The sequence below is a fragment of the Marinomonas transparens genome (assembly GCF_016463975.1).
In the GTDB taxonomy this organism is placed as follows: Bacteria; Pseudomonadota; Gammaproteobacteria; order Pseudomonadales; family Marinomonadaceae; genus Marinomonas; species Marinomonas transparens.
In genome coordinates, this window is the sequence record NZ_JAEMNX010000009.1 from 116140 (window position 1) to 139815 (window position 23676).

Genomic DNA, 23676 nt, shown 5'->3' on the forward strand with positions numbered 1-23676 from the left:
CACCTTCCCTTAAACCTTATCTTGAGTATTAGCGGGTGCGAAGCTGTCTAACACACGTTTCGTGCCGGCAAACTTACGCTGAATTTCTTCGTATTCGTCTTCCGCATTAGAATCGAAAACATTGCCGCCACAGGTTTGCACATAAGCCTTGTTGCCATTAGCAAAAACCGTACGGATCGGAATTGCGAACATACAATCCCCATTAAAAGAGAACTGACCCACCGCGCCACCGTATGGGCCACGACCGTCATTTTCTAAATCATCAATAATCTTCATGGCTTCAATTTTCGGTGCGCCCGTTAAAGTTCCGGCAGGGAAGTTACTGGCTAATGCGGAGAACATGTCATGATCTTCCGCCATAATGCCAACAATTTCGCTAGAAATATGCTGAACGTGACTAAAACGTTTAATGTCCATCAAACTGCGCACTTTCACCGTACCAAAACGTGCCACACGACCAATATCATTACGATGCAAATCAACAATCATATTATGTTCAGCAATTTCTTTCGGATCATTCAACAAAGCACGCGCCAATGCCGTATCTTCTTTTGCGTCCACACCTCGTTTCGCTGTGCCTGCCAGAGGGAAGGTTTCCATTTCCCCTTGACGTACACGGAACAATAACTCAGGGCTTGCGCCAATCACTTTTTGCTCACCAAACTTGATGTAATACATTTGTGGGGAAGGGTTCACTTCACGCAGTTGCTCATACAAATTAATGGTATCGCCTTCCATGTCGAACCATTTTTTGAACCCCACTTCACACTGGAAAATTTTACCGTCCACTATGTCTTGCTTTACCTTAGCCACCGCATCGGCATGGTTGGTTTTTGTCATGGATTCACCTATTGGTGTCACCACGAATGAACCGTTTTCTGGTGTAGGTTCCACCATCATTTGATTAACAAGCTCCACGCGATTACCCGAGCCATTGGCATGCGAGTCTTCATAGTAGAAATAAATTACTTCACCCGTCATTTTGTCTAAGATCAGGCCATCTTTGTACAAGCCAAAGCGGAAAGCATCGAACATCTCACTGGCTTGCAAGTCCAAGCTCGGTTCAAAGTAATTCATACTGTCGTAACCAATATAACCCGTTAGGCCACCAGCAAACCCGCGCGATAAAATATTCTGCGGCACGATGCTGCGTAGCAGATAATACGGATTATCGGATTCATAAGACTCCGTGCTGCCATCACGTTCTTGAATAAACAGCTGCTTGCCTTCCGCCCAGATCAATTTTTCAGGATCAAAACCAATAATCGAATGGCGGGAAATAAAACTCTCTTCACCAAGGGATTCCAACATGAAACAGTGATCAAAACGCTTTTCGACCTTTTTAAATAAATCAAAAAAATCACAATCGGAACTGATGGTAATGTACTTAGGTTTACGCGGCAGGCGAATACGCTCTGGCTTTTTATTGTTTTGTTGACTCATGACTCATTCATTTCCTTTAATGCTCGGGAACCACGGGTCACCGTGGCAATCCCCACTCCCAATTGTTTGGCAATATCCCGTTGTGGCACACCTTGCTCCAACAGAGAAAATATTTGCAACCTATGCTGCATCTCATTGATTTCATTTGGTGTTAGCAGCGCCTTTAAACGCTTCTCTAACATCTCATCGTCATCGGCTTGTGTTAAAAACTGGATCAAGTCCTGCATAAAATCGACTCTCTCGTCGTCTTGCTTTTATGATTGGATAAAAGCTTATGTATTCACGTACTAGTACAATATAGATTTTTTGATTTTTAATCAACGCATAAATTTTATGGAAAGAATTAAAATAGAGGTTATCATTAATGATAACAGCCAGGAGGGAACCATGAGCTGGAAAATACATTTTTATGACGGCGTAGAAGATTCCATTCTTACCATGCCACCAAAAATTCAAGCACGGATGATCAAGCTCTTAGAGCTGATGGAAAAACATGGAGCAAACCTTGGCCCACCTCACACAGAATCAATGGGGGATGGTCTTTTTGAAATTCGAGCCAAAGCGAAAGAAGGCATTGGCCGTGGTTTATTTTGCTACTTAAAAGGCCAACAAATATTTGTATTACACGCCTTTGTGAAGAAATCACAAAAGACGCCAAAGCGAGAATTAAACCTAGCAAAAGGTTCAGTCACTATGAGTTTACAAAATTTAAAAGAACGAGCGCTAAAAAATAAAGAAGTACATACGGAATATGAAAGGCTCGAAAGTGAGTTCGCTTTTATTGACCAACTTCTTTCTATGCGTAAACAAGCTGGTTTAACTCAAGAGCAACTAGCAATGCGTATGCACACTCAAAAAAGCAATATCAGTCGGTTAGAACGCGGCAACGCCAACCCAAGCTGGGCAACATTGCTAAAATACGCCAATGCTTGTGGTTTTGAACTTAGCCTGACATCACACAAAATGCCAAATGACACCTGAAAACAGATCTTAGACTTCAAAGAACAGAGGTTATGAAAAATGAGTTTCTACGAAGAATTAAAAGAATCTCTAGAGCAAGCCATCGCCATACACAACGAACGACAACTCATCAAGGAAATCAAAATTGCAGAGCTGCAATTATCTAAAGAGCAAGGCACATCAAACCAAGAGGCAAAAAAGATCATTCTAAGGCGCTTAAAAAAATAAATTTCTCATCGCCCCTATCGGTACACCAATATGATCACTCGATTTTTCCGTGTTGAAATCCATCCAGAATACCGCGAGGAGTTTGAAGTCAAATTCCGCAGTTTATCGGTAGGCGCGTTGGAAGCTCAAGATGGCTGTGTGTCTATTGAGATTGGCTTTCCCGTTGAATCTAACCCGAATGAATACGCCATGGTGTCTAAATGGCAAAGCAAAGATAAGCTGGTTGCATTTCTAGGAGAAGATTGGCACAAAGCCTTTATTCCTGAAGGCATGGAAAAGTACGCCAAGCAGTATTCGGTTCATCATTATGAGGTTTAAAATCATACTTCCTGATTCCACCAGTAAAACGTCGCTTTTACCATCAAAGTGACGTTTATTCGTTTTCTAACTTGGCTATCAAATCTGTCTCTAGTACTTTCTGTGCATTGTTAAAGATCACTAAAACAAGGCCTTTTTTTATGACATTCATCAAAGCCAAAGACTTCACAGCAGATCGTGCTTGGGGCGCGTTAGACATTGCCAATATGAGTGGTGTCACGACTCGCCTACACTGGACAGATCAGCCCTATAAATGGCACATCAATGACGGGGAAGAAGTGTTTGTGGTGTTAGATGGCGAGGTAAATATGCACTATCGAAAAAATGGTGAAGAACATATTCAATTAATGACGGTTGGAGATATTTTCTTCGCAGCGGTCGGTACAGAACATGTTGCACACCCTATTGGTGAAGCGCGTATTTTAGTAATCGAAAAAGAAGGCAGTGTTTAAGTAATCACTTTACACACTAAATGACACATATTTTTATTCCCCTGTAATACCTTGCCCTTCTGTCACGTCTAATCCCTGTATTCACTTTTCATCACCGACTTACATTAAAAAAGGCAAACACATGGGCATTGTCGTCACGGTTTTTATGATTCTCATTTTACTCTTATCAGTACCGAATCCATTGCTACAAAGGTTACAAAAATACCAAGGTGAAATCGCTCTATGGGCTTTTTTGGCAGGACTATGGAATGTAGCTTGGTATGGTTTACAACACATGGGCGAATTTTGGGGAAATGCGGCATTAATCTCAGGCCTGTTGATGCTCTTTCACAGTTTGCCATTGCTTAACCCCACCTCTTGGCCTGAGCGTTTAAAACTTCCTATGTTAAAAATTCAGCAAGCGAGACTTCGATTTCCTCACCTTTTAAATGCTTCAGGAATAGCCGCTCTGGCCGCTTGCGCCTGTCTTTATGCTTACACTTTAATCATGCTAAACCTGAATGGTTAGCACCAAAAAAATACAATCGATAGAAAATATACCAACTGGACAAATTGATATAAATTTAACCCACAGCGTATATTTCAAATAAGTCTATAGATCGATGTTGTAATAACTAAAACTTTTAAGTAACCTTCACCCTTATTAAGAATCATTGTTATATACACCGAGGATACTATGAAAGCTAAGCCACGTTTCTTTAAAGCCGTTATTGGCACTTTGCTGTTAAGCGGCGCCGTTCAAGCGTCGGCTGCGGATCAAACTATTCTGAATACTTCTTACGACATCGCGCGTGAATTATTCGCTACCTATAACCCAACGTTCGAAAAACACTGGTTAGAAAAAACCGGGAAAACCATAGAAATCAAACAATCTCACGCAGGCTCTTCAAAACAAGCCAATGCCATTATGAACGGTTTGCAAGCAGACGTAGTGACATTCAACCAAGTCACTGACGTGCAAGTCTTGCATGACAAAGGCAAAATGATCCCTGCGGATTGGAAGAAAGAATTCCCCAACGCCAGTTCACCTTATTACTCAACAACGGCGTTTCTTGTTCGTAAAGGCAACCCAAAGAACATTCAAAGCTGGGGCGACCTAGCGCGTAAAGATGTGGCTTTAGTTTTCCCTAACCCTAAAACATCGGGTAATGGTCGTTACACTTACCTAGCCGCTTTCGGTTATGCGCAAAATACCTTTGGCAAAAACAACGAAACGAAAATCGATGAATTTCTAAGCACCTTCCTTAAAAACGTCTCTGTTTTTGATACGGGTGGCCGTGGCGCAACGACAACTTTCGTTGAGCGTGGCATAGGTGATGTATTGATTACCTTTGAATCGGAAGTCAACAATATCCGTAACCAGTACGGTGCAGATAAATATGAAGTAGTGGTGCCTAAAACCTCTATCTTGGCGGAATTCCCTGTGGCTGTTGTCGCGAAAAATGCGAAAAAGCACGGTACTGAAGAAGTGTCTCATGAGTATCTAAACTACTTGTACAGTGAAGCATCTCAACGTCTTCTTGCAGGTTTTAACTACCGCATCCATAACGATGTGGTAAAAGCAGAGTTTGCCGATAAGTTCCCAGAAGTGACATTGCTAACTGTAGAAGAGATTGCCGGTGGCTGGCCAAAAGCGACCAAAGAAATCTTCAAAAATGGCGGTAAACTGGATCAACTTCAACGCCGTTAATTGTTAGAATAGGTTATCAGAAAGCCGAACATGGTCAGTGTTCGGCTTTTTCCGTCTATTAAAAGAGAAGTAATCATGGCAACCAACCTTAGCGTCGACCACCCTCGTCCTCGCCATAAACGGGTATTACCCGGACTAGGCTTGAGTCTAGGCACCTCTTTGTTGTTTATCAGTTTGATCATGTTGCTGCCAATGGCAGGCTTGGTTATGCAAACCGCCGATATGGGTTGGGAACAATATTGGAGTGTTATCAGTGATGAACGTGTGGTTGCCAGTTACAAAGTCACCCTGTGGGCCGCATTCATTGCCTCTATTTTTAATGGCTTTTTAGGGTTGCTTTTAGCTTGGGTGTTAGTGCGTTACGAATTTCCCGGTCGTCGTATTTTAGACGCCCTTGTTGATTTACCTTTTGCGTTACCCACTGCAGTAGCAGGTATCACCTTAGCCACCTTATATGCACAAAATGGTTGGTATGGCTCAATACTAGAAAGTTTGGGCATTAAAGTTGCCTATACGCCTGTGGGCATTGTATTGGCGATGGCTTTTACCAGTATTCCCTTTGTCGTACGCACCGTTCAACCCGTATTAGAAGAACTCTCACCTGAAGAGGAAGAAGCGGGTATGACACTCGGCGCTTCCGATTGGGCGGTATTTCGTCGGGTAATATTCCCCGCCCTTTGGCCTGCATTAATGACAGGCGTGGCCTTGTCATTCACTCGAAGCTTAGGCGAGTTTGGCGCAGTGATCTTTATTGCTGGCAACATGCCTTATGTGAGTGAAATCACCTCATTAATGATCTTTGTGAGCTTACAAGAATTCGATTTCCCAGCGGCGAGCGCCATTGCCTCTGTGGTGTTAATGGCCTCTTTGGTGCTCTTGTTCGCAATTAACTTATGGCAAGCGCGTTATTTACGCCGCTTGCACGGACGCTAAGGAGCATCGCCATGTCTGGAAACAAACATAAAATGCGCGTGGGTGATAGCCCTTGGGTTCGACGAACGCTGATCGGCCTAACCCTATTTTTAACCTTTATCTTATTGGTCGTACCGCTGTTTAGCATTTTCCAACAAGCCTTTATGAAAGGGGCGGAACATTACTTTACCAGTTTGGTAGAGGCTGACACCTTACATGCTATTGGCTTAACCCTTGTTGTTGCTGCGTTAACCGTACCGATCAATTTAGTGTTCGGCGTGATGTTGGCATGGGCAGTCACACGTTTTGAATTCCCCGGTCGCAAAATTCTCATGACCTTATTGGACATTCCCTTTGCCATGTCGCCCGTGGTTGCCGGTCTGCTTTACCTTTTGCTATACGGCAACAATGGTTGGATAGGCTCATGGCTCTACGATCAAGACATTCAGCTAATGTTTGCTTGGCCGGGTATCGTTATGGTTACCGTATTCGTTACTTGCCCTTTTGTGGCCCGTGAATTGATTCCACTCATGCAGCAACAAGGCCGAGAAGATGAAGAAGCGGCGGTTATCCTAGGCGCATCAGGTTGGCAACTTTTCCGTAGAGTAACGCTACCAAACATCAAATGGGCACTGATCTACGGCGTAATATTAACCAATGCACGAGCCGTTGGTGAATTTGGTGCCGTGTCTGTGGTGTCGGGCAATATCCGTGGTGAAACCAATACCTTACCTCTGCATGTTCAATTGCAATACGAGGATTATCAAGCCGCCGCCGCGTTTGCCAGTGCATCATTGTTAGCCATGATCGCTCTTATTACCCTCCTGTTCAAAGCCTTTGTAGAGTGGCGTCAGGAACGAAGCTTAAAAATTGAATCCGATAAAGAAAAACAGGTGACACAATGAGTATTTTGATTGAAAACATCTCCAAACATTTTGGGCAGTTTCAAGCCTTGTCGCCTTTATCCTTAAATATCAACGAAGGCGAAATGATCGGTCTACTTGGGCCATCAGGTTCAGGTAAAACAACGCTACTGCGTATTATCGCAGGGCTCGAAGGCGCAGATACTGGGCGTATTCAGTTTGGTGATCGTGATGTCACCAACCTCCATGTACGTGATCGCCGTGTTGGCTTTGTCTTCCAAAACTATGCGCTTTTCCGTCATATGACGGTGGCAGATAACGTGGCATTTGGATTAGAAGTCCTACCACGTAAAGAACGCCCAAGCGCGACCGAAATCAAAAAACGCGTGATGCATTTATTGGATATGGTGCAACTGGCTCACCTCGCCAACCGCTTCCCATCCCAACTTTCTGGCGGTCAAAAACAACGTATCGCCTTAGCTCGCGCGCTAGCCACCCAACCAGAAGTATTATTATTGGATGAGCCATTCGGCGCTTTAGATGCAAAAGTACGTAAAGAACTACGCCGTTGGTTACGGGGTTTACATGATGAATTAGGCTTTACCAGCGTATTCGTTACCCACGACCAAGAAGAAGCCTTAGAATTATCCGATCGCGTTGTGGTCATGAGCAACGGACACATAGAGCAAATCGACCAACCGGGGGCTTTGTACGCATCACCAAACAGCCGTTTTGTGTTCGACTTCCTTGGCAACGTTAATGTCTTTGAAGGCCGCTTCGAAGAAGGGAAATGGCACAATGGCATAGCCAACATTGAGCGACCAAACACGGCGGAACCAAAAGACGGTCAGCTATATATTCGCTCTCACGAGTTCTTTGTCTCACCAAGCCCTACCGACACAGCTTCTTTGCCACTTCGCATTATTGCGATTAATCCCATTGGTGCAGAAGTACGCTTAGAGTTAACGCCAATTGATTGGAACAGTAACGAGGTTTGGGAAATAGACCTGCCTCATAAGGCCTTTGATAAAAACTGCTTCGAGAAAGGCCAAACCGTCTATGTCACACCGAAAGCAGGCTACTTCTTTGCCGCGGATGCAGAAAAACCAATATTGTTAAATTGGGAACACTAAAGGAGACGTGATGCAGGCTGTTATTTTCGACATGGATGGGTTGTTGATTGATTCCGAGCCTTTCTGGAAACAAGCCGAGCGGCAGGTCTTTTCTTCTCTTGGTGTCAAAGTCACTCCCGCATTAGCGGAACTTACCGCTGCGATGACCACACGGCAAGTCACCGAATTTTGGTATGAACAACAGCCTTGGCAAAACACCTCACTGGCAGACGTAGAACAACAAGTGATTGAGCAAGTAAAATACCTTGTAGAAACACAAGGAGACGCCATGGCTGGTGTCCACGACTTACTGGCTCACTTGCAACAATCAGGAATCAAAATAGGCCTAGCGACCAACTCGCCAAAAACAATCATTCCCAGTGTTTTCAAGCGTTTAGAGATTGGGCATTATTTTCAAGCCTACACCTCAGCGGATGAAGTAGCACAAGGCAAACCCGCGCCCGATGTGTATAAACTCACGTTAGAAAAGCTCAATGCGAATGCTCAGCAATGCATCGCCTTTGAAGACTCCATTGGAGGAATAAAAGCCGCCTTAGCCGCCGGAATGCAGGTTATCGCTGTTCCCCACCCAGACGAATTCGATCACACCAAATTTGATCTAGCGTCTCACAAGTTAAAAAGCTTAGCTGACTTCGACCGCATTTAGGCCATACTCATTAGAACAAAATAAACAGTTTCAGGCTGCTACACCTGAAACTGCCATTGCGGCACAGCCATCTGCGCATGGTGAAGACGTATCAAATCCGCTTGATAAGCGGATTCTATATAAGGCTTGGCAGTTAAATCCGCAGGTTTCCCTTGAAACATCAATCGCCCATTATCCAACAACACAAGTCGGTCGCCATAAAGTGCCGCAAGGTTAATATCATGAATCACACACAATACAGCCAACCCTTTTGCCGACAAGGTTTTTAATAAACGCAGCACTCTTTGCTGCTGTTCAAGATCCAAGGCTGCTATGGGCTCATCTAACAATAAATAGCACCCAGAAAGATCATCATTGCCTGCCAATAATTGCACTAAGACTCTCGCCAATTGTGCTCTCTGCTGCTCACCACCAGATAAACTGTTGTAATCACGCTTCTGCATATTGGGCAAGCCAACATCCATTAGTGTTCTTTGTATTAACTCATCAGCCTGTTTCACACCTAAAGACCAAGGCGCTAACCCAAGCGAGACCACCTGCTCAACGGTAAAGTTAAAAACCATAGTCACCTGCTGAGTAAGAACGGCTCGTTTCTTGGCTAACGTCTCAATAGGGAACGCCGACAAGGGTTTGGCTTCTAATAAAATCTCTCCGGCATCCCCATGAACCGCCCCAGACAAACAAGACAACAAGGTGGATTTCCCTGCGCCATTCGGGCCAAGAACCATAAGTAACTCACCGGATTCTAGCGACATAGAAACGCAATCAAGCAGCAAATTTCCACCACGCGATAGAGACACATTATTCGCCTGTAGCATTAGCGTGATTCCTTAATATTGTTGATCAATAGCCATAAAAAGAATGGCCCACCAAGCAAGCTCGTCACTAAACCAACAGGCAGCTCAGCGGGAATCACCAATAAACGCGCCACAGTATCTGCTCCCGTTAATAGAGCTGCGCCTAATAGAGCCGAGCAAGGCACTACCAAACGATTATCGGAGCCAAAAAGTAACCTTACTAAATGGGGAACCATCAAACCGACAAAGCCAATCAGACCGGCAAACGCCACCGTGATACCAACACATAAAGCCACTACAGCCACAAGACGAAACTTAAAACGCTCAACGTTTAACCCAAGGTAACGGGCTTCCTCTTCACCTAAGAGCAATAAATTCAGATTCTTAGATTGGCGGAAAACATAGCCACAAATAGGTAACACCAAACTGGCCAACACAATCACATGTTCCCAACGAGCCCCACCTAAATTCCCCATAGACCAAAAACTCAGCGCCCTGAGTTGTTCATCATTACTCACATAAGTTAATAGACCCGTTGCCGCACCTGCCAAAGCATTGATAGCAATACCCGCCAGCAATAAATGCAAAACAGACACCTTTCCTTGATGCTTAGATAACGAAAAAATTAAGGCACAAGTACCGACCGCGCCAATAAACCCCGCACCACTTTGAAGGTACGATTTCGCCCACAAAGGCACAGCACCCAAAGCGGGTTGAAAAACGATTAAAACACCGACAAATACCGATGCTCCTGCTGACACACCTAATAAACCAGGGTCCGCTAATGGATTGCGAAAAAGTGCCTGCATTAAACTACCGGAAACCGCCAACGCCGCACCGACTAAAACGGCCATCAGCAAGCGTGGCAGCCTGACTGTCATTAATATTTGCTGATCTATGCTGCCGATTTTATCAAACAAAATCGCCGACCAAGACAAAGAATAAGCACCTTGTGTTAAGGCCATTGCCATCATTAACAACAGGGCACCCAGTAAAATGATATAGGGTGAACGAATATTCATGGTGTCCAATCGCTAAGTTGCTGTTGTAACGATTCAATAGCCTGCGGGGTACGAGGTCCCAAACCTAAAACCATCAAAGCATCCAAATCAACCAAACGTTTGGCCTTAGCCGCTGGCGTGATAGACAAACCTGGAAGAGACCAAATCGATGCCGCTCCAGCACGATCCAACCCTTGGGTGGTAACCACTATCGCATCAGGCTGAATCGCCAAAAGTGCTTCGGGGGTAAGCGTTTTATAGCCATTAATCTGCTCTGCGGCATTCACCGCGCCAGCCATTTTGAATAACGCATCTGGCGCGGTACCTTGTCCAGCGATCATGGGCGCGCCGTGCATCTGTAAAACAAACAACAAACGTGGAGGTCGACTCCAATGGGTAGGTGCCTGCAATCGAGAAAAAGAGGCATTTATTTCGGCGACCGCTTGTTGACCTTGAGCTTCTTTGTTCAGTGCTTTGGCAACCTGAGTGACTCGCTGCACAATACCCTGCTGGGAGTCATCACCATCGATGGATACTAGCTTAATACCGGCCTCCTGCAACTGAGCCAACACTTTCGCAGGGCCTGTGGCGGGTGTAATAAGCAAAACATCCGGCTTCATGCTCAAAACACCTTCTACAGACAAGGTTCTCTGATAACCAACTTTCGGAGTGTGGCTCGCAGCATCAGGGTAAATACTGCTGGTATCTGTGGCGACAAGCTGATCTTGCCCCTCTAATAAATAGACAATTTCTGTGACAATACCACCAATACTGATAATGCGTTCTTGAGCCATCAACAGCGGACTAAACAATACAATAAGGAATGCGAAATATCGCTTTTTAAGCAACATGCTCATTCTCCTCATCGTAAGAATGCGCCTTCACTTTATGCACGATATCGCGCCACTGAGGTAGCTCCGCTTCTCCGGGTTTACGGCGACCAAACAAGGTAATAATGGAATCCCCTTGCTTGTTAAAGGCCTCAATCGATGTGATCACGCCATCACTGCTAGGGCGCTCTATTACCCAAACTTGATCCACCAAATCGGTACGAAGATGTAAATTGAATCGTTCGTCTAATACATTGAACCAAGGCCCATGAGGCATCAGCTTTTGAATGGCACCGGTGTAAATTTGAATGCAACCAGAGTTACCGACAAAAATCATCACATCACTGCTTTCTTCCTGAACAAACTGTATTGCCTGAACAACGGCGTAGTGATGAATCTTGGTCGCCCATTCTGGACCTATCTGTTCCAATGCTTGAGTTCGAGATAATTTATGACGTTTCAACATGCCATGGTATTCATGAACATCCTTTAGCTCTGACCATTCTTTAGCAAAAAGCGCCGAATCAAAATCGGCTGGCAAAACCGGCGCTTCTGATTTAACCGTTTGTACTGGATCAAACTCAACGTCACCAACAGGAAGACGATACGCATCGACTAACTCCTCCCACGCCTGAACATTGGTTCTATCGGTTCGATAGATTTTATGCAGTGCCATGCCTTGTTTATTAAAAAACTGTAAGCTGTCTCGACCTTTTTCCGATACTAAAAAGCCTGCAAACCACTGACTCATAAAAAGACGTAAATCAATTTCAGGCGTTAGCACCAAGCCCATATTACCGCCGCCCATAAAACGCACATTGTTATAAATGCCATGGCATTCATGAACCACTTCATCATTACGAGTAATGGTCATCACATCACCCAAAGGCTCCAATGCACTTAATAAATCTTGAAATGGTGACTTTAATTGCCAAGTATCCACACCTTGTCGGCAAGCGACTAAAGCGCCTTCACTCACATTCAGTGTCTGCGCAAGATCACGCGCTCGGCTTTTTGGATTCTCTTCTATGGCCGCTTGATAGGCCTGATATAAATTGCTCATAACATACTCCAAAAGCCTGTAAGGTCAGACCTTACAAGCTTTATTTAGTCAAAAATTAGAATGAATTTTGTTAGAAGGTAACGGTGACATCGACACCAACATTGCGACCAGCACGAGTGTAACGCTGTAGGTTGGTATTATTTACAGCAAAAGGATTTAAAGATTGTACAGGTGTATTCACGGTTGCATGGCGAACATCACTCCATTTTTGGTATTCCTCATCAAGCAGATTAAATACACCGGCATTAATCGTCACAGAACCAGTCGGTTTGTAATAACCTGTCACATCAACCACTTGATAGCTCTCTGTCGCTTTCCACTGCTCATCAGTTGTGATGTCTGCTTTGTCTTTACCTGCACTAAAGGTCATGTTCAGTTGAGTACCCCACATTTTTGAAGGCGCGTCATAACCTAAACCAAATACAGCACTCAGCGGCGCAATACTATCTAGAGGCTTATGCTCTTTGGTATTTTCGCCTTCGGCATAAGCAATCGCCGAGTTCAACATCCAACCATCGCCTAGACCTTCAACAAGGTTAGAAAGATTCAGACTGCCTTTAAATTCAGCTCCTTTAATGACCACTCGATCAAGGTTTCTTTTAGTATATTTTCCACCAGCATATGGAGCCGCGTAATCCACAAGAACGCGAGATTGAATAAAGTCTTTATAATCCGTGTAGAAAAAAGCGAATTCAGCAATGCCATAATCATTTTGAGCGCGAGCTCCCACTTCAGTGAAAACACTGGTTTCCGCTTTTAAATCGGGATTTGGAACTTCAGCATACGCCATCCCTGGTCCAGCACTTCCTTCAAACAAGTAATACAAATCATCCAAATCTGGCGCCCTAAAGCCTTGACCATATTTTCCATACAGGTTAATTGCTGGGGTTAGTTCAAATTCTGCTCCTATTTGCGCGGTAAAAGCTTCACTACTACTGCTAGGATAGGCATCAAAATACTCATCACCCTTAGTACTGTATTGGTAACTATCGTAACGTAAAACAGGAACCAGCATCAGTTGCTCCGTTACAGTGACACCACCTTCGATATATGCCCCCACCACATCAGCATCCGCCAGCGGTGAAAACCGAGAAGTTCCAGAAGTACCTGTATCTCTATTTAAATTATCAAGAGAAGTTTGCTTGTAATTAAAACCATAGCGTAGATCTTGCTGACTAAAACCTTTAACAAAATCTGCTTTTAAATCGATCGACTCTTCTTCGTAATAACGATTAACAATGCTCGTACTCGCCGTACTTTCACGATAGGTTTTGTTAATGGTTTTAGTATTTTGATAATCCAGTTGCCATTTCACTTGATCATAGGCAGAGGTGGCCTGCTGATTCTCCCAAAATACACCAATGCGCTGGCGCTTATTAGTATCATCGGCGCGATGAAAATCATCATCTGCACCCTCTGAGTACAGATCAATAACCGAGCCTGCATTGTAGTACTCACCTACTACACCAATGCGGTTAGATTCATCTAATTGATATTGCGCTTTCGCTAAAATGTTATCGGATTCATTATCTTCTGGATCTACAGATTGCCTAGTAGCACCAACAGTTTGATCACTGCCAGCATCGCCATAATAGTTCTCTGTTTCATGGCCATCTCGATGTGTATATAACAATAGAGTTTCTAATTTGCCACTGCGATTCACTGCTGTAATGGTTTCACTCTGTTGATCCATAGCGCTACGGTAGCCCGCCTTGAATGAGAAAAAGCTATCGTCACCTTCTGGAGACAAAAAAGAACTCGGTTCTTTCGTTTGGTACTTGACTGCGCCGCCTAACGCACCACTTCCTGCCTGCGTATTGCCTCCTTTCAAAATAGTCACTTTTTCAAGTGAATCTAAATCCACTAAATTACGACCAGCACGTAAAAAAGTTGGTGTTGGTCTATAGGCATTGGCTTGATCCACACCATCTACCGTAATCTTGAGTCGATCTCCGTCTAGACCACGAATATTGACACTACTGATACCAAAACGTGCTGCCTGAGAAGCGTCTACGCCAGGTTCAAAACGCACTAGATCATCCAGATTCACTACCAAGTCCTGTTCCATGTCTTGTTGAGTAATTTCACTAACCGTGCTCACCCCATCAGAAGAAGTGTGTAGCTCTTTTTTCGCTTCAACTTGCAAGGTGGGCAGTTGCGTTTCATTGACTGCATCAGGAGCTGCCAAAGCGGAAGTGGAGGCAAATAAAATGGCACTCGCAATCAGGGTAAGAGGAGTTTCAAAGTAGGGGGTTCGCATAAAAGTTCTCTCGTCAAGCCTAAAATTAAATGATAATCAATATCAAATGTAAAGCGACATAATACCTAACTAAAAACACATGTAAACGATAACCATTAGCATTAGTTGCAAATAATTACATTTTGACTAGTCTAAAAGAAACTCAACACACTGTTGAAAGGCACAAAAAAGAGCGCCTATGCGCCCTAATTTGGTGGATGATTAACGACTAACTTATCAGAGTTTCATCAAGCTTTTGATATGACAAAAAGCCGCGCGGCCTAGTGCATCTATGTTGTAACCACCTTCCAATACCGAGACAACTCGACCCTGACAATGACGTTCAGCTACATCCATCAAAACATCAGTAATCCAAGTAAAGTCCGATTCACTCAGTCTAAGTTGCCCCATTGGGTCTTCTTTATGAGCATCAAACCCTGCAGAAATCATCACTAGCTGAGGTTTAAAAGACTCTAAAGCAGGCAGTAACTGTTCACTTATTATTGCTTTGAATTCTTGGCTGCCAGAACCCGCCTCAAGCGGCATATGGAGAATATTGTCATGGGAAGCCCCCGGATCACTATAGGGATAAAAAGGGTGTTGGTAACTGGACGCATAAAGTACTGTGGGATCAATTTTGAAAATGTCTTCGGTGCCGTTGCCATGGTGTACATCAAAATCGATAATAGCAACCCGCTCTAAGCCATATTGCCGAGTCGCATGACGAGCCCCAACAGCAATATTATTAAACAGGCAGAACCCCATGGCTTTGTCGTATTCTGCATGATGCCCCGGTGGACGAATCGCACAAAAAGCATTCTCTATGGTATCGCCCATGACCAAGTCCACTGCCTGAACCACTGAACCCGCAGCATAAAGCGCCGCATCGAGGGTATGAGCCATCATTAGGGTATCAGGCTCAAGCTCCACCTGCCCTTCTTCTGGAGCCCGCGCAAAGATAGAGTCCACATAGCTTTCATCATGGGTAGCGACAAGTTGATCACGGGTCGCTGGCTCAGCTTCCATACGTCGAATAAAGTCCATTAATTGACCCATAATAAGACGATTCTGAATAGCACCAAGCCGTTGTGGGGATTCAGGATGATCCTCTCCCATGTCATGTTTATCGCAATATGTATGTGTAATGTAGGCGGTTGTCATCTCATACCCCAAGAGTGGTTATTTTTTTCCCCTTTGACTGCGTCATATCAAGCCATGGAAATACAAAAACAGTCTACCCTACCATGGTCTACAATCCTTACACATAGAGAGCATGATATCTTGATAGTCAGTTTGTTAAGTATCCGCCTGAGGAGAACATCAAGTGAGCCAACATACATTACAATCATTACTCGCACCAAAATCCATGGTAGTGCTCACTGGCGAGGACGAACACGACCCTCTTATGCTAGCGTTAGTCGAAGCGTTGTCTCATGCTAAACGGCCCTGTCCTGTCAACTTGGTTGGCGTTGCTCCCCATACAAAAAATGCGAGCAATTTACCTTTCCCCCATGTTTCCTCTTTAAACAAACTAAATAACACGGCTGACCTAGCAATCCTCGCTGGTCCTTACCCTCACTCATCCATGGAAGAAATTATCACTGACTGTGGTGCCGCCAATATTGGCTCCCTATTGATGCTCACTTGGACAGACGAACCCAGCGCCAAATTACTCAAACTTCTACGCCAGCATAATGTACGCTTGTTGGGCCCCAACAGCTTTGGGGTTTGCCGTCCCAAACAAGGTGTCTTTGCTTGGTTAGGTTTAACTCACCCCTTACCAGGCCGTTTGGCACTCATGTCCCAATCTGGCACAGTTGCCAGTGCATTAGTCGATTGGGCGACATGGCAAGGTATTGGATTTTCTCAAGTGGTCTCCATGGGAACCCCTGTGGATGTGATGCCATCGCAAGTACTGGATTATTTATCCAACGATTTTGACAGTCAGGCAATCTTGATGTACCTGCAAAAAATCGGTCGTCCAACGCGTTTTTTAAGCAGTTTACGCGCTACGGGGCGCAGCAAACCGGTGGCCGTGGTAACAGAGCATTCAATGGGGGCAGATGAGCGCGTACTCGACGCGGCCTTAAGCCGTACTGGTGCGGTTCGTGGTCGTCGACTCAATGACCTTATCGCCGCAGCATCCGTGATGACCAATGCGCGACGCGTAAAAGAAGGTTCCTTGTTGATTATTGGTAATGGTGCAGGCCCTGGAGAGCTCGCCGCCCAGCGAGCAAAAGAATTAAACATCGATCTACTTTCTCCAGAAGGCGAGCTACATGACCAGTTAGAAGCCATCATGGCAGGACGAGGCGGCATAGGCCCAGTTACGACAGTGTGGGCAAGTTGCGCCACAGATCTATTTATTGATCTGGCAAAAACCGCATTAAATAGCGAACAATGCGGCGCAGTCTTACTCACCCTAAGCCCTACTGCTTTTATCGATGTCGATTCGCTCTACGACCTGATTAGTAAGTTACATAAAACACAGAAGAAACTCGTTCTAGTCTGTTTATTGGGCGGGGGCAATATGACCAGTATGCGTACTCGAATCAATGAAGCAGGTATTCCAACCTTTCGTACGCCAGAAACCGCCATTGAAGGTTTTCAGTTTTTAGTACAATTCCAGCGTAACCAGCTACTCGCAAAACAAGCACCAGACAGCCATGCTTTTCGTTTTAAAATTGATGTTTCACACGCTACGAATGCCCTTAATCAGTTACGCAAGGAAGGCAAAAAAACACCTTCAGGTGAAGATCTACGGGGTATCTTTGAACTATTTCATATCCGTTTAACCTCGCGTCGTCAGGCCTCTAACCTGTTATCAGCTCCCATTCATCTACGCGTTTTCCAAGATGCGATTTTTGGCCCAGCCATTGGGCTTTCACTAGAAGGGGCACAACAACACAAGCAAGCAGAGGCTGTTGCCCTGCCACCACTCAATACCATATTGGCTAAAGACCTAATTCATCGCGCTTTCCCTAATATGGCGTCTTTTGAGCTGGAAAAACTATTGCGTAATCTATCGACCTTAGTCTGTGAACTGCCCGAAATTGAGTATTTGAAATTATCGGATGTACGCATTCACGAAAGTGGTAGCTGCTATGCGGAGGTTTCCTCTTCACTACGCGATTGTTCAAAAATGAGTCGTTATGAACACCTGGCCATTCACCCTTATCCACGCCAATGGGTCTCTGAGTTAGTTTTGAAAAACAGCGAAGTCGTCACAATACGCCCTGTTCTACCGAGGGATTCTGGTATTTTAGCCAACTTCGTACGCAGCATGTCCCATGAAACCCGCTACTTCCGATTTATCTCTAATATCAGTGAACTGACACCCAGAATGCTGGCAAGTATGTCTCATATCGACTACGACAGGGAAATGGCGCTGCTTGCTGTGCTAGAACGTAATGGGCAAGACTTGCTCATAGGTACAGCGCGCTACATAGATAACTTTGACGACCAAAGTTGTGAATTTGCCGTGGTGCTAGGAGACGAATTCCAAGGCCTAGGCTTGGCCTCCTATCTAATGCGCCAACTGTTCCGTGTGGCAAGCGACAAAGGCATTCGCGTCATGAAAGGCATAGTTCTGGCAGAAAACAAACGCATGCTCGACTTCTGCCAGCATCTCGGTTTTAATATTCGACGGGATGAAGACGACTTCGGACAAATGATCGCCACCATCAAACTCACCCCAGCATTACTCAAAAATGTCGAAGCTAAAATGCACAAAACGTAACTAAAGCCATCTCACAAGATGGCCTTTTCTCGTTAAGCGAGGTTTTCAGGGCCGAAGGAAAAGGGTAAGAGCTCATCCAAGGATAGCGTCTTTCGCACCCCTTCAGGACCACAAATATGAATCATGGTATCCACAGAGGAAAACTCCCGAATACGCTGACGGCAACCGCCGCAAGGGGTGACCAGCTGATCGCCTTCACCCATCACATAAATGGCTTTAATCTTTGTTTCACCATCTCTTACCATGGAAGCAATCGCGCCAGCCTCGGCACAAGTCCCTTCTGGGTAAGAAGCATTTTCGACATTACAGCCAGAATAATGCTTACCACTGGCTGTCACAATCGCAGCCCCCACTGTAAAGCGTGAATAAGGCACATAGGCCTTGCCCATGGCTTCTTTGGCGAGTTCAAACAATACGCCATCATTCACTTCCGACATACTATTCTCGCTCTTTGACGTAGGGACGACCAACCGCTTTCGGTCCAACCGCTTTGCCAATAAAACCAGCAAGTAACAAGACAGTTAACACATAAGGCAAGACTTCAATAGCCTGTACCGGCACTTCACCAATACCGGGAAGCTCAACCCCTTGCAAACGCACTGCTACCGCATCTAAGAAGCCAAACAGCAAACAAGCCAACAACACAGGGACTGGACGCCATTTACCAAAAATAAGTGCTGCCAATGCCATATAGCCTTTGCCTGCACTCATGTCTTTCAAAAAGCCTGCGTTATGGGCAGTCGATAAATAAGCACCAGCAATACCACACAAGATGCCACAAATAATTAAGGCACGATAGCGAATGAAGGCGACAGAAATACCTGCCGTGTCCACCGCTTGAGGATTTTCACCTACAGCACGAAGACGTAAACCAAAGCGGGTTTTGTAAATCACCCAATAGGTCACTGGTACCATGGCGAAAGCAAGATATACCAAGATATTGTGACCACTTAACAAGTTAGAATAAATCTGCCCAATAACAGGAACGCTTGCTAAAGCGTCGGCAAACGGCAAGGTAATATCCGTAAAACGAGCATCACCAGATAGAGCAGGCGTTTGCCCCCCCATACTGAACCAATCCAGACCTAAGGTGACAGTCAAACCTGCCACCACGGTATTAATCGCCACACCAGAAACAATATGGTCGCCACGGTGTGTAATACAAGCAAAGCCATGGATCATCGCCAAGCCAACGGAGGCTAAAATACCGAAGCACAAACCTATCCAAGCGGATCCATACACTGCCGCACCTGCCGCTGCAGCAAAGGCGCTACCTAGAATCTTACCTTCTAGACCAATATCGACAATACCTGAGCGCTCAGCGTACAGTCCTGCCAACGCCGCTAAAATAAGAGGCGTAGAAACCCGTAATGTGGCATCTAGCATAAGTATCAATGTTTCAAACATATTCTTCCCCTATGCCACCGCTCTGCGAATGAAAAAACCTTCGATGCGATCTTTAAACATATGCTCAAGCGCTCCCGAGAATAAAATGACCAAACCTTGAATCACGACCACAATTTCTGGCGTAATATTAGGCAACTCAAATGCCAACTCAGCACCACCTTGATACAGGGCACCAAACAAGATAGCCGCCAACACAATACCAATCGGATGGTTACGCCCCATTAGAGACACTGCAATTCCAGCAAAACCATAACCAGCGGTAAAGTTAAGCAGCAGACTATGGTTAACGCCCATAATTTCATTAATGCCAACAAAACCCGCCAAACCACCTGAAATCAACATCACCCAAATCGTTACTTTTGCGGTGTCAATACCAGCATAACTCGCTGCTGTTGCACTGGTGCCCAAGGTACGTAATTGATAGCCCCAGCGGGTATGCCAGATTAGTCCCCATACTAAGACACAGCAGACCAAAGCAATAACAAAGGCAAAATTAAGCGGTGAGCTGCCAATATCTATACCTAACGGCAAGAAAAAATCATGCAAGTAAGGCAGCCAAGCGCTCTCTTCGAACGTTCGACTGTTCGGTGCCATGCGTCCATCTTCCTTTAGCCAATTTACAATTAAGTAAACCATCAAAGAAGAAGCAATAAAGTTAAACATGATGGTGGTAATAACAATGTGACTGCCACGACGTGCTTGCAAGTAGGCTGGAATATAGGCCCATGCGGCACCAAATACGCCAGCACCAATAATTGCCAAGGGAGCAATCACATAAAATGGCATGGTTTTATCAAGCGCTAAACACACTAGACCAACCCCCAAACCACCAATATAAGCCTGACCTTCTCCACCTATATTGAACAATCCCGCTTTAAAGGCGACGGAAACCGCTAATCCGGTGAAAATGAAGTTAGTTGCATAGTAAAGGGTATAACCAATGCCTTCGTCATAACCGAAAGCGCCATAAATAAGGTAGCCAGCGGCTTCTATTGGGTCTTCACCTATGGCGAGAATCACTAAACCCGAAACCAAAAAAGCCAACATAATATTAATGAAAGGGATCAGCGCAACATTGACCCAAACTGGAACTTTAGGCTGGCTCATGCTGACTCCCCTTCTTGTAACGCTTGTTCTGATAACTCTTCGTTGTAAGCATTTGCCATCATTAAGCCAAGCGTACGTTCATCCGCGTCTTTTATGTCTAATTCGCCCACTATCGCACCATCGAACATCACAATAATGCGATCACTCAACGCCATAATCTCATCCAATTCAACCGAGACCAGTAAGATTGCTTTACCAGCAACGCAAAGTTTTACAATTTGTTCGTGTATATTTTCTATCGCCCCAATATCAACGCCTCGGGTCGGCTGCCCAATCAGCAAGACATCTGGGTTCTGTTCTACTTCGCGAGCAATGACAATTTTTTGTTGGTTACCACCAGAGAAGTTGGCGGTTTTCAAATGAGGATTAGGGGGACGTACATCCCATCCTGCCATACGTCGACTACATTCATCGACCATCACCTTGCGGTTCATCAGGACTTTGCCATTATAAGCGTCGGAATTGTGGTAACCCAACACAGCGGCTTCATAGGCTTCAAACCCTGTGACCAGTCCCATTTTATGGCGATCTTCTGGTACATGGGCCATTTTCAGATCACGCATTTGCGCGGCATTTTTAGGCGCTTTGGCATTAATCAGTGTATCGCCGAATTGAATTTCACCCGATGTCATGGGAGTAATGCCAGAAAGCACATTGAGCAGTTCACTTTGCCCATTACCCGACACCCCCGCAATACCAACAATTTCACCGGCCCGCAGGTCCAAGCTAACATTCTTGAGTCGCTCGACCCCTTGCCCATCAACAAAACAAAGGTTTTTTGCAGACAATACCGTTTCTGTTGGCGCGGCCACTTCTTTAGACACTTGCAGACGTACTTTTTTGCCAACCATCAACTCGGCAAGTTCTTCTTTATCCGTTTTCGCCGTTTCACGATGGGCAACCATTTCCCCTTGGCGCATCACAGAAACATTATCCGTGGAAGCCAAGATCTCACGTAACTTATGAGTGATTAATAATACGGTCACGCCCTGCTCTTTTAGGGCTTTTAAGATACGGAATAAATGATCCGCTTCTTGAGGGGTAAGCACGCCAGTAGGCTCATCCAAAATCAAAATACGTGCGCCACGATAAAGGGCTTTCAGTATTTCGACACGTTGCTGTAAACCAACAGGAAGTTCTTCCACTATTGCGTCTACATCAATATCCAAACTGTATTCTTGCGCCAAGCGTTGTAGTTCAACCCGTGCGGCGTCCATTCCTTGTTTTAATAACGCACCACCTTCAGCACCCAGTACAACATTCTCTAGCACGGTAAAGTTTTCCACCAACATGAAATGCTGGTGCACCATACCAATACCCGAATCAATGGCATCTTGAGAAGTACGAATATCGACTCGTTTGCTATCTACTTCAATATAACCCGTATCGGCTTCATAAAAGCCATAGATGATACTCATTAAGGTAGATTTACCCGCACCGTTTTCACCTATGATGCCGTGAATCGTGCCAGCTTCAACTTGCAGGCAAATATCTTTGTTGGCCTGAACCGCCCCAAAGCGTTTGCTGATATCTCGCAATTCAATTGCGTATGGCGTTGCATTATTTGTCATATCTAAAGTAATTCGTCTGAGTTAAATGGAACGCTCTTAGTGTCTCTAAATGAGTCAGAGCACTCAGTGTGTTTTTTGTTACCACGGTTATTTCATCGCGATAGCATTCAATATCAAAACATCAAGGCAAAAAAAACAGCTGCCCACTAAACGCCAACAGCTGTTTGATTATGCAACTTAGTAATTACAAGTATTGTCTGACATGTAATCATGTACTTTGATATCACCGCTGACAATCTTAGCGCTGATGTCTTTCATCTTCGCTTTCATATCGTCAGTAATGAGGTTCGCGTTGTTATCATCCAGCGCCCAATCTACACCACCCTCAGCAAGACCAAGAACCATGAAACCCGGCTTCCAAGTGCCAGTTTGTGCTGCTTCATAAGCGTTATAAGCCGCTTGATCAACACGTTTAACCATAGACGTTAGCATGGTGCCAGGTTGTATATGGTTTTGGTTAGAATCCACACCAATTGCTAGTTTACCGCTATCTTTTGCAGCTTGATAAACACCAATACCGGTACCACCTGCGGCAGCAAATACTACGTCAGCACCTTGAGAGAACTGGCTTTTAGCAAGCTCAGAACCTTTTGTTGGGTCATTAAATGCCGCCCCCGTAGACCCCGTCATATTCTGAATTACTGTCGCATCAGCCGTGATGTATTTAGCACCTTGCTCGTAACCACAACCAAAGCGACGAATAAGTGGAATGTCCATACCACCAACGAAACCAACAGTATGAGTCGTCGATTTCATTGCCGCCAAAGCGCCCACTAGGAAAGAGCCTTCTTGCTCTTTAAAGACAATGGATTGAACGTTAGGAAGGTCGATGACACCATCAATGATGCTGAAATGAATATTAGGGAAATCTTTCGCTACTTTTTCAACCGCTGAGGTCATTGAAAAACCAACCGCAACGATAGGTGAATAACCTCGTTTCGCTAAACGGCGTAGGCCTTGTTCAACCTGAGCTTCGTTCTTCGGCTCAAATTCACGCACTTGGATACTCGTATCCGCTGTATAGCGCTTAATGCCGTTATAAACCCCTTCGTTGAAGGACTTATCAAACTTACCTGCTTGGTCATAAACAACTGCTGGTTTAATGTCTGCTGCTTGAGCTATGCTCGCCGAGATAGCTAGCGCCGTAACAGACGCAAGAAAAATACCTTTCATTCCAATTCCTCTTGTGGTTTTTTTAATTATATTCGGACAGATAATGAATCTTGCCCAAGTGGTCAAAAATAAACTTATTCACGCCATAGCGCAATGCTACACTA

24 protein-coding genes are annotated in these 23676 nt (G+C 44.9%); 11 read left to right on the forward strand and 13 right to left on the reverse strand.

What is annotated here, in order from left to right; translation table 11 throughout:
• Positions 1-9 precede the first annotated feature (9 nt).
• Both I8J31_RS09515 and I8J31_RS09520 read right to left on the reverse strand, forming a co-directional pair.
• A complete protein-coding gene (locus I8J31_RS09515) occupies positions 10-1443 on the reverse strand; it encodes an anthranilate synthase component I family protein (protein WP_199468196.1) in 1434 nt (477 codons plus the stop codon).
• Positions 1440-1670, reverse strand: coding sequence for a Trp family transcriptional regulator (locus I8J31_RS09520; RefSeq protein WP_199468198.1), 231 nt, complete (start codon positions 1668-1670; stop codon positions 1440-1442). The genes I8J31_RS09515 and I8J31_RS09520 overlap by 4 nt, the downstream gene beginning before the upstream one ends.
• 160 nt (positions 1671-1830) lie before the next feature.
• Between I8J31_RS09520 and I8J31_RS20865 the strand changes: the two genes are divergently transcribed.
• From I8J31_RS20865 to hxpB, 10 genes are all read left to right on the forward strand, one after another.
• Positions 1831-2424 (forward strand): type II toxin-antitoxin system RelE/ParE family toxin, encoded by a 594-nt coding sequence (locus I8J31_RS20865; RefSeq protein WP_233402679.1) that lies wholly within the window; start codon positions 1831-1833, stop codon positions 2422-2424.
• A 39-nt stretch (positions 2425-2463) separates the two neighbouring features.
• A complete protein-coding gene (locus I8J31_RS09535; RefSeq protein ID WP_199468200.1) occupies positions 2464-2631 on the forward strand; it encodes a hypothetical protein in 168 nt (55 codons plus the stop codon).
• A 30-nt stretch (positions 2632-2661) separates the two neighbouring features.
• On the forward strand, positions 2662-2949 hold the full coding sequence (locus I8J31_RS09540) for an antibiotic biosynthesis monooxygenase family protein (protein ID WP_199468202.1): 288 nt from the start codon (positions 2662-2664) through the stop codon (positions 2947-2949).
• A gap of 140 nt (positions 2950-3089) precedes the next feature.
• Positions 3090-3401: a cupin domain-containing protein gene (locus I8J31_RS09545; protein ID WP_199468204.1), complete on the forward strand. Its 312-nt coding sequence runs from the start codon at positions 3090-3092 to the stop codon at positions 3399-3401.
• Positions 3402-3522: 121 nt separating this feature from the next.
• Positions 3523-3909, forward strand: coding sequence for a hypothetical protein (locus I8J31_RS09550; protein WP_199468206.1), 387 nt, complete (start codon positions 3523-3525; stop codon positions 3907-3909).
• Between the two features lie 168 nt (positions 3910-4077).
• Positions 4078-5091: a thiosulfate ABC transporter substrate-binding protein CysP gene (gene cysP / locus I8J31_RS09555; protein ID WP_199468208.1), complete on the forward strand. Its 1014-nt coding sequence runs from the start codon at positions 4078-4080 to the stop codon at positions 5089-5091.
• 75 nt (positions 5092-5166) lie between these two features.
• Positions 5167-6024 carry a sulfate/thiosulfate ABC transporter permease CysT gene (cysT, locus tag I8J31_RS09560; RefSeq protein WP_199468210.1) on the forward strand — a complete coding sequence of 286 codons (858 nt, stop codon included), beginning with the start codon at positions 5167-5169 and terminating at the stop codon, positions 6022-6024.
• Positions 6025-6035: 11 nt separating this feature from the next.
• Positions 6036-6908, forward strand: a complete 873-nt coding sequence (gene cysW / locus I8J31_RS09565) for a sulfate ABC transporter permease subunit CysW (protein WP_199468212.1) — start codon at positions 6036-6038, stop codon at positions 6906-6908.
• Complete coding sequence (locus I8J31_RS09570) at positions 6905-7999, forward strand: sulfate/molybdate ABC transporter ATP-binding protein (RefSeq protein ID WP_199468214.1); 1095 nt, start codon at positions 6905-6907, stop codon at positions 7997-7999. The genes cysW and I8J31_RS09570 overlap by 4 nt, the downstream gene beginning before the upstream one ends.
• 10 nt (positions 8000-8009) lie before the next feature.
• Positions 8010-8645 carry a hexitol phosphatase HxpB gene (hxpB, locus tag I8J31_RS09575; RefSeq protein WP_199468216.1) on the forward strand — a complete coding sequence of 212 codons (636 nt, stop codon included), beginning with the start codon at positions 8010-8012 and terminating at the stop codon, positions 8643-8645.
• A 38-nt stretch (positions 8646-8683) separates the two neighbouring features.
• Here the strand turns inward: hxpB and I8J31_RS09580 are convergent, their stop codons facing one another.
• The 6 genes from I8J31_RS09580 to I8J31_RS09605 form a co-directional block, all read right to left on the reverse strand.
• Positions 8684-9463, reverse strand: a complete 780-nt coding sequence (locus tag I8J31_RS09580) for a heme ABC transporter ATP-binding protein (protein ID WP_199468218.1) — start codon at positions 9461-9463, stop codon at positions 8684-8686.
• Entirely contained in the window at positions 9463-10464 is a 1002-nt protein-coding gene (locus I8J31_RS09585; protein ID WP_233402680.1) for a FecCD family ABC transporter permease, read from the reverse strand. Before I8J31_RS09585 ends, I8J31_RS09580 begins: the two co-directional genes overlap by 1 nt.
• Positions 10461-11294 carry a heme/hemin ABC transporter substrate-binding protein gene (locus tag I8J31_RS09590; protein ID WP_199468219.1) on the reverse strand — a complete coding sequence of 278 codons (834 nt, stop codon included), beginning with the start codon at positions 11292-11294 and terminating at the stop codon, positions 10461-10463. The genes I8J31_RS09585 and I8J31_RS09590 overlap by 4 nt, the downstream gene beginning before the upstream one ends.
• A complete protein-coding gene (locus I8J31_RS09595; RefSeq protein ID WP_199468220.1) occupies positions 11284-12336 on the reverse strand; it encodes a hemin-degrading factor in 1053 nt (350 codons plus the stop codon). The genes I8J31_RS09590 and I8J31_RS09595 overlap by 11 nt, the downstream gene beginning before the upstream one ends.
• Before the next feature lie 70 nt (positions 12337-12406).
• Positions 12407-14596, reverse strand: a complete 2190-nt coding sequence (locus tag I8J31_RS09600) for a TonB-dependent hemoglobin/transferrin/lactoferrin family receptor (protein ID WP_199468221.1) — start codon at positions 14594-14596, stop codon at positions 12407-12409.
• A gap of 216 nt (positions 14597-14812) precedes the next feature.
• Positions 14813-15736, reverse strand: coding sequence for a histone deacetylase family protein (locus tag I8J31_RS09605; protein WP_199468222.1), 924 nt, complete (start codon positions 15734-15736; stop codon positions 14813-14815).
• 163 nt (positions 15737-15899) lie between these two features.
• On the opposite strand from I8J31_RS09605, the gene I8J31_RS09610 reads away from it, so the two are divergent.
• Positions 15900-18314, forward strand: a complete 2415-nt coding sequence (locus I8J31_RS09610) for a bifunctional acetate--CoA ligase family protein/GNAT family N-acetyltransferase (protein WP_199468223.1) — start codon at positions 15900-15902, stop codon at positions 18312-18314.
• Between the two features lie 32 nt (positions 18315-18346).
• Here the strand turns inward: I8J31_RS09610 and I8J31_RS09615 are convergent, their stop codons facing one another.
• From I8J31_RS09615 to I8J31_RS09635, 5 genes are all read right to left on the reverse strand, one after another.
• Complete coding sequence (locus I8J31_RS09615; protein WP_199468224.1) at positions 18347-18751, reverse strand: cytidine deaminase; 405 nt, start codon at positions 18749-18751, stop codon at positions 18347-18349.
• Position 18752: 1 nt separating this feature from the next.
• Complete coding sequence (locus I8J31_RS09620) at positions 18753-19721, reverse strand: ABC transporter permease (RefSeq protein WP_199468225.1); 969 nt, start codon at positions 19719-19721, stop codon at positions 18753-18755.
• Positions 19722-19730: 9 nt separating this feature from the next.
• Positions 19731-20828 carry an ABC transporter permease gene (locus tag I8J31_RS09625; RefSeq protein WP_199468226.1) on the reverse strand — a complete coding sequence of 366 codons (1098 nt, stop codon included), beginning with the start codon at positions 20826-20828 and terminating at the stop codon, positions 19731-19733.
• The gene (locus tag I8J31_RS09630; protein WP_199468227.1) at positions 20825-22399 is read right to left on the reverse strand and encodes an ABC transporter ATP-binding protein; all 1575 of its coding nucleotides are present in this window, start codon (positions 22397-22399) and stop codon (positions 20825-20827) included. Before I8J31_RS09630 ends, I8J31_RS09625 begins: the two co-directional genes overlap by 4 nt.
• 177 nt (positions 22400-22576) lie before the next feature.
• The gene (locus I8J31_RS09635) at positions 22577-23572 is read right to left on the reverse strand and encodes a BMP family lipoprotein (RefSeq protein ID WP_199468228.1); all 996 of its coding nucleotides are present in this window, start codon (positions 23570-23572) and stop codon (positions 22577-22579) included.
• Positions 23573-23676 lie beyond the last annotated feature (104 nt).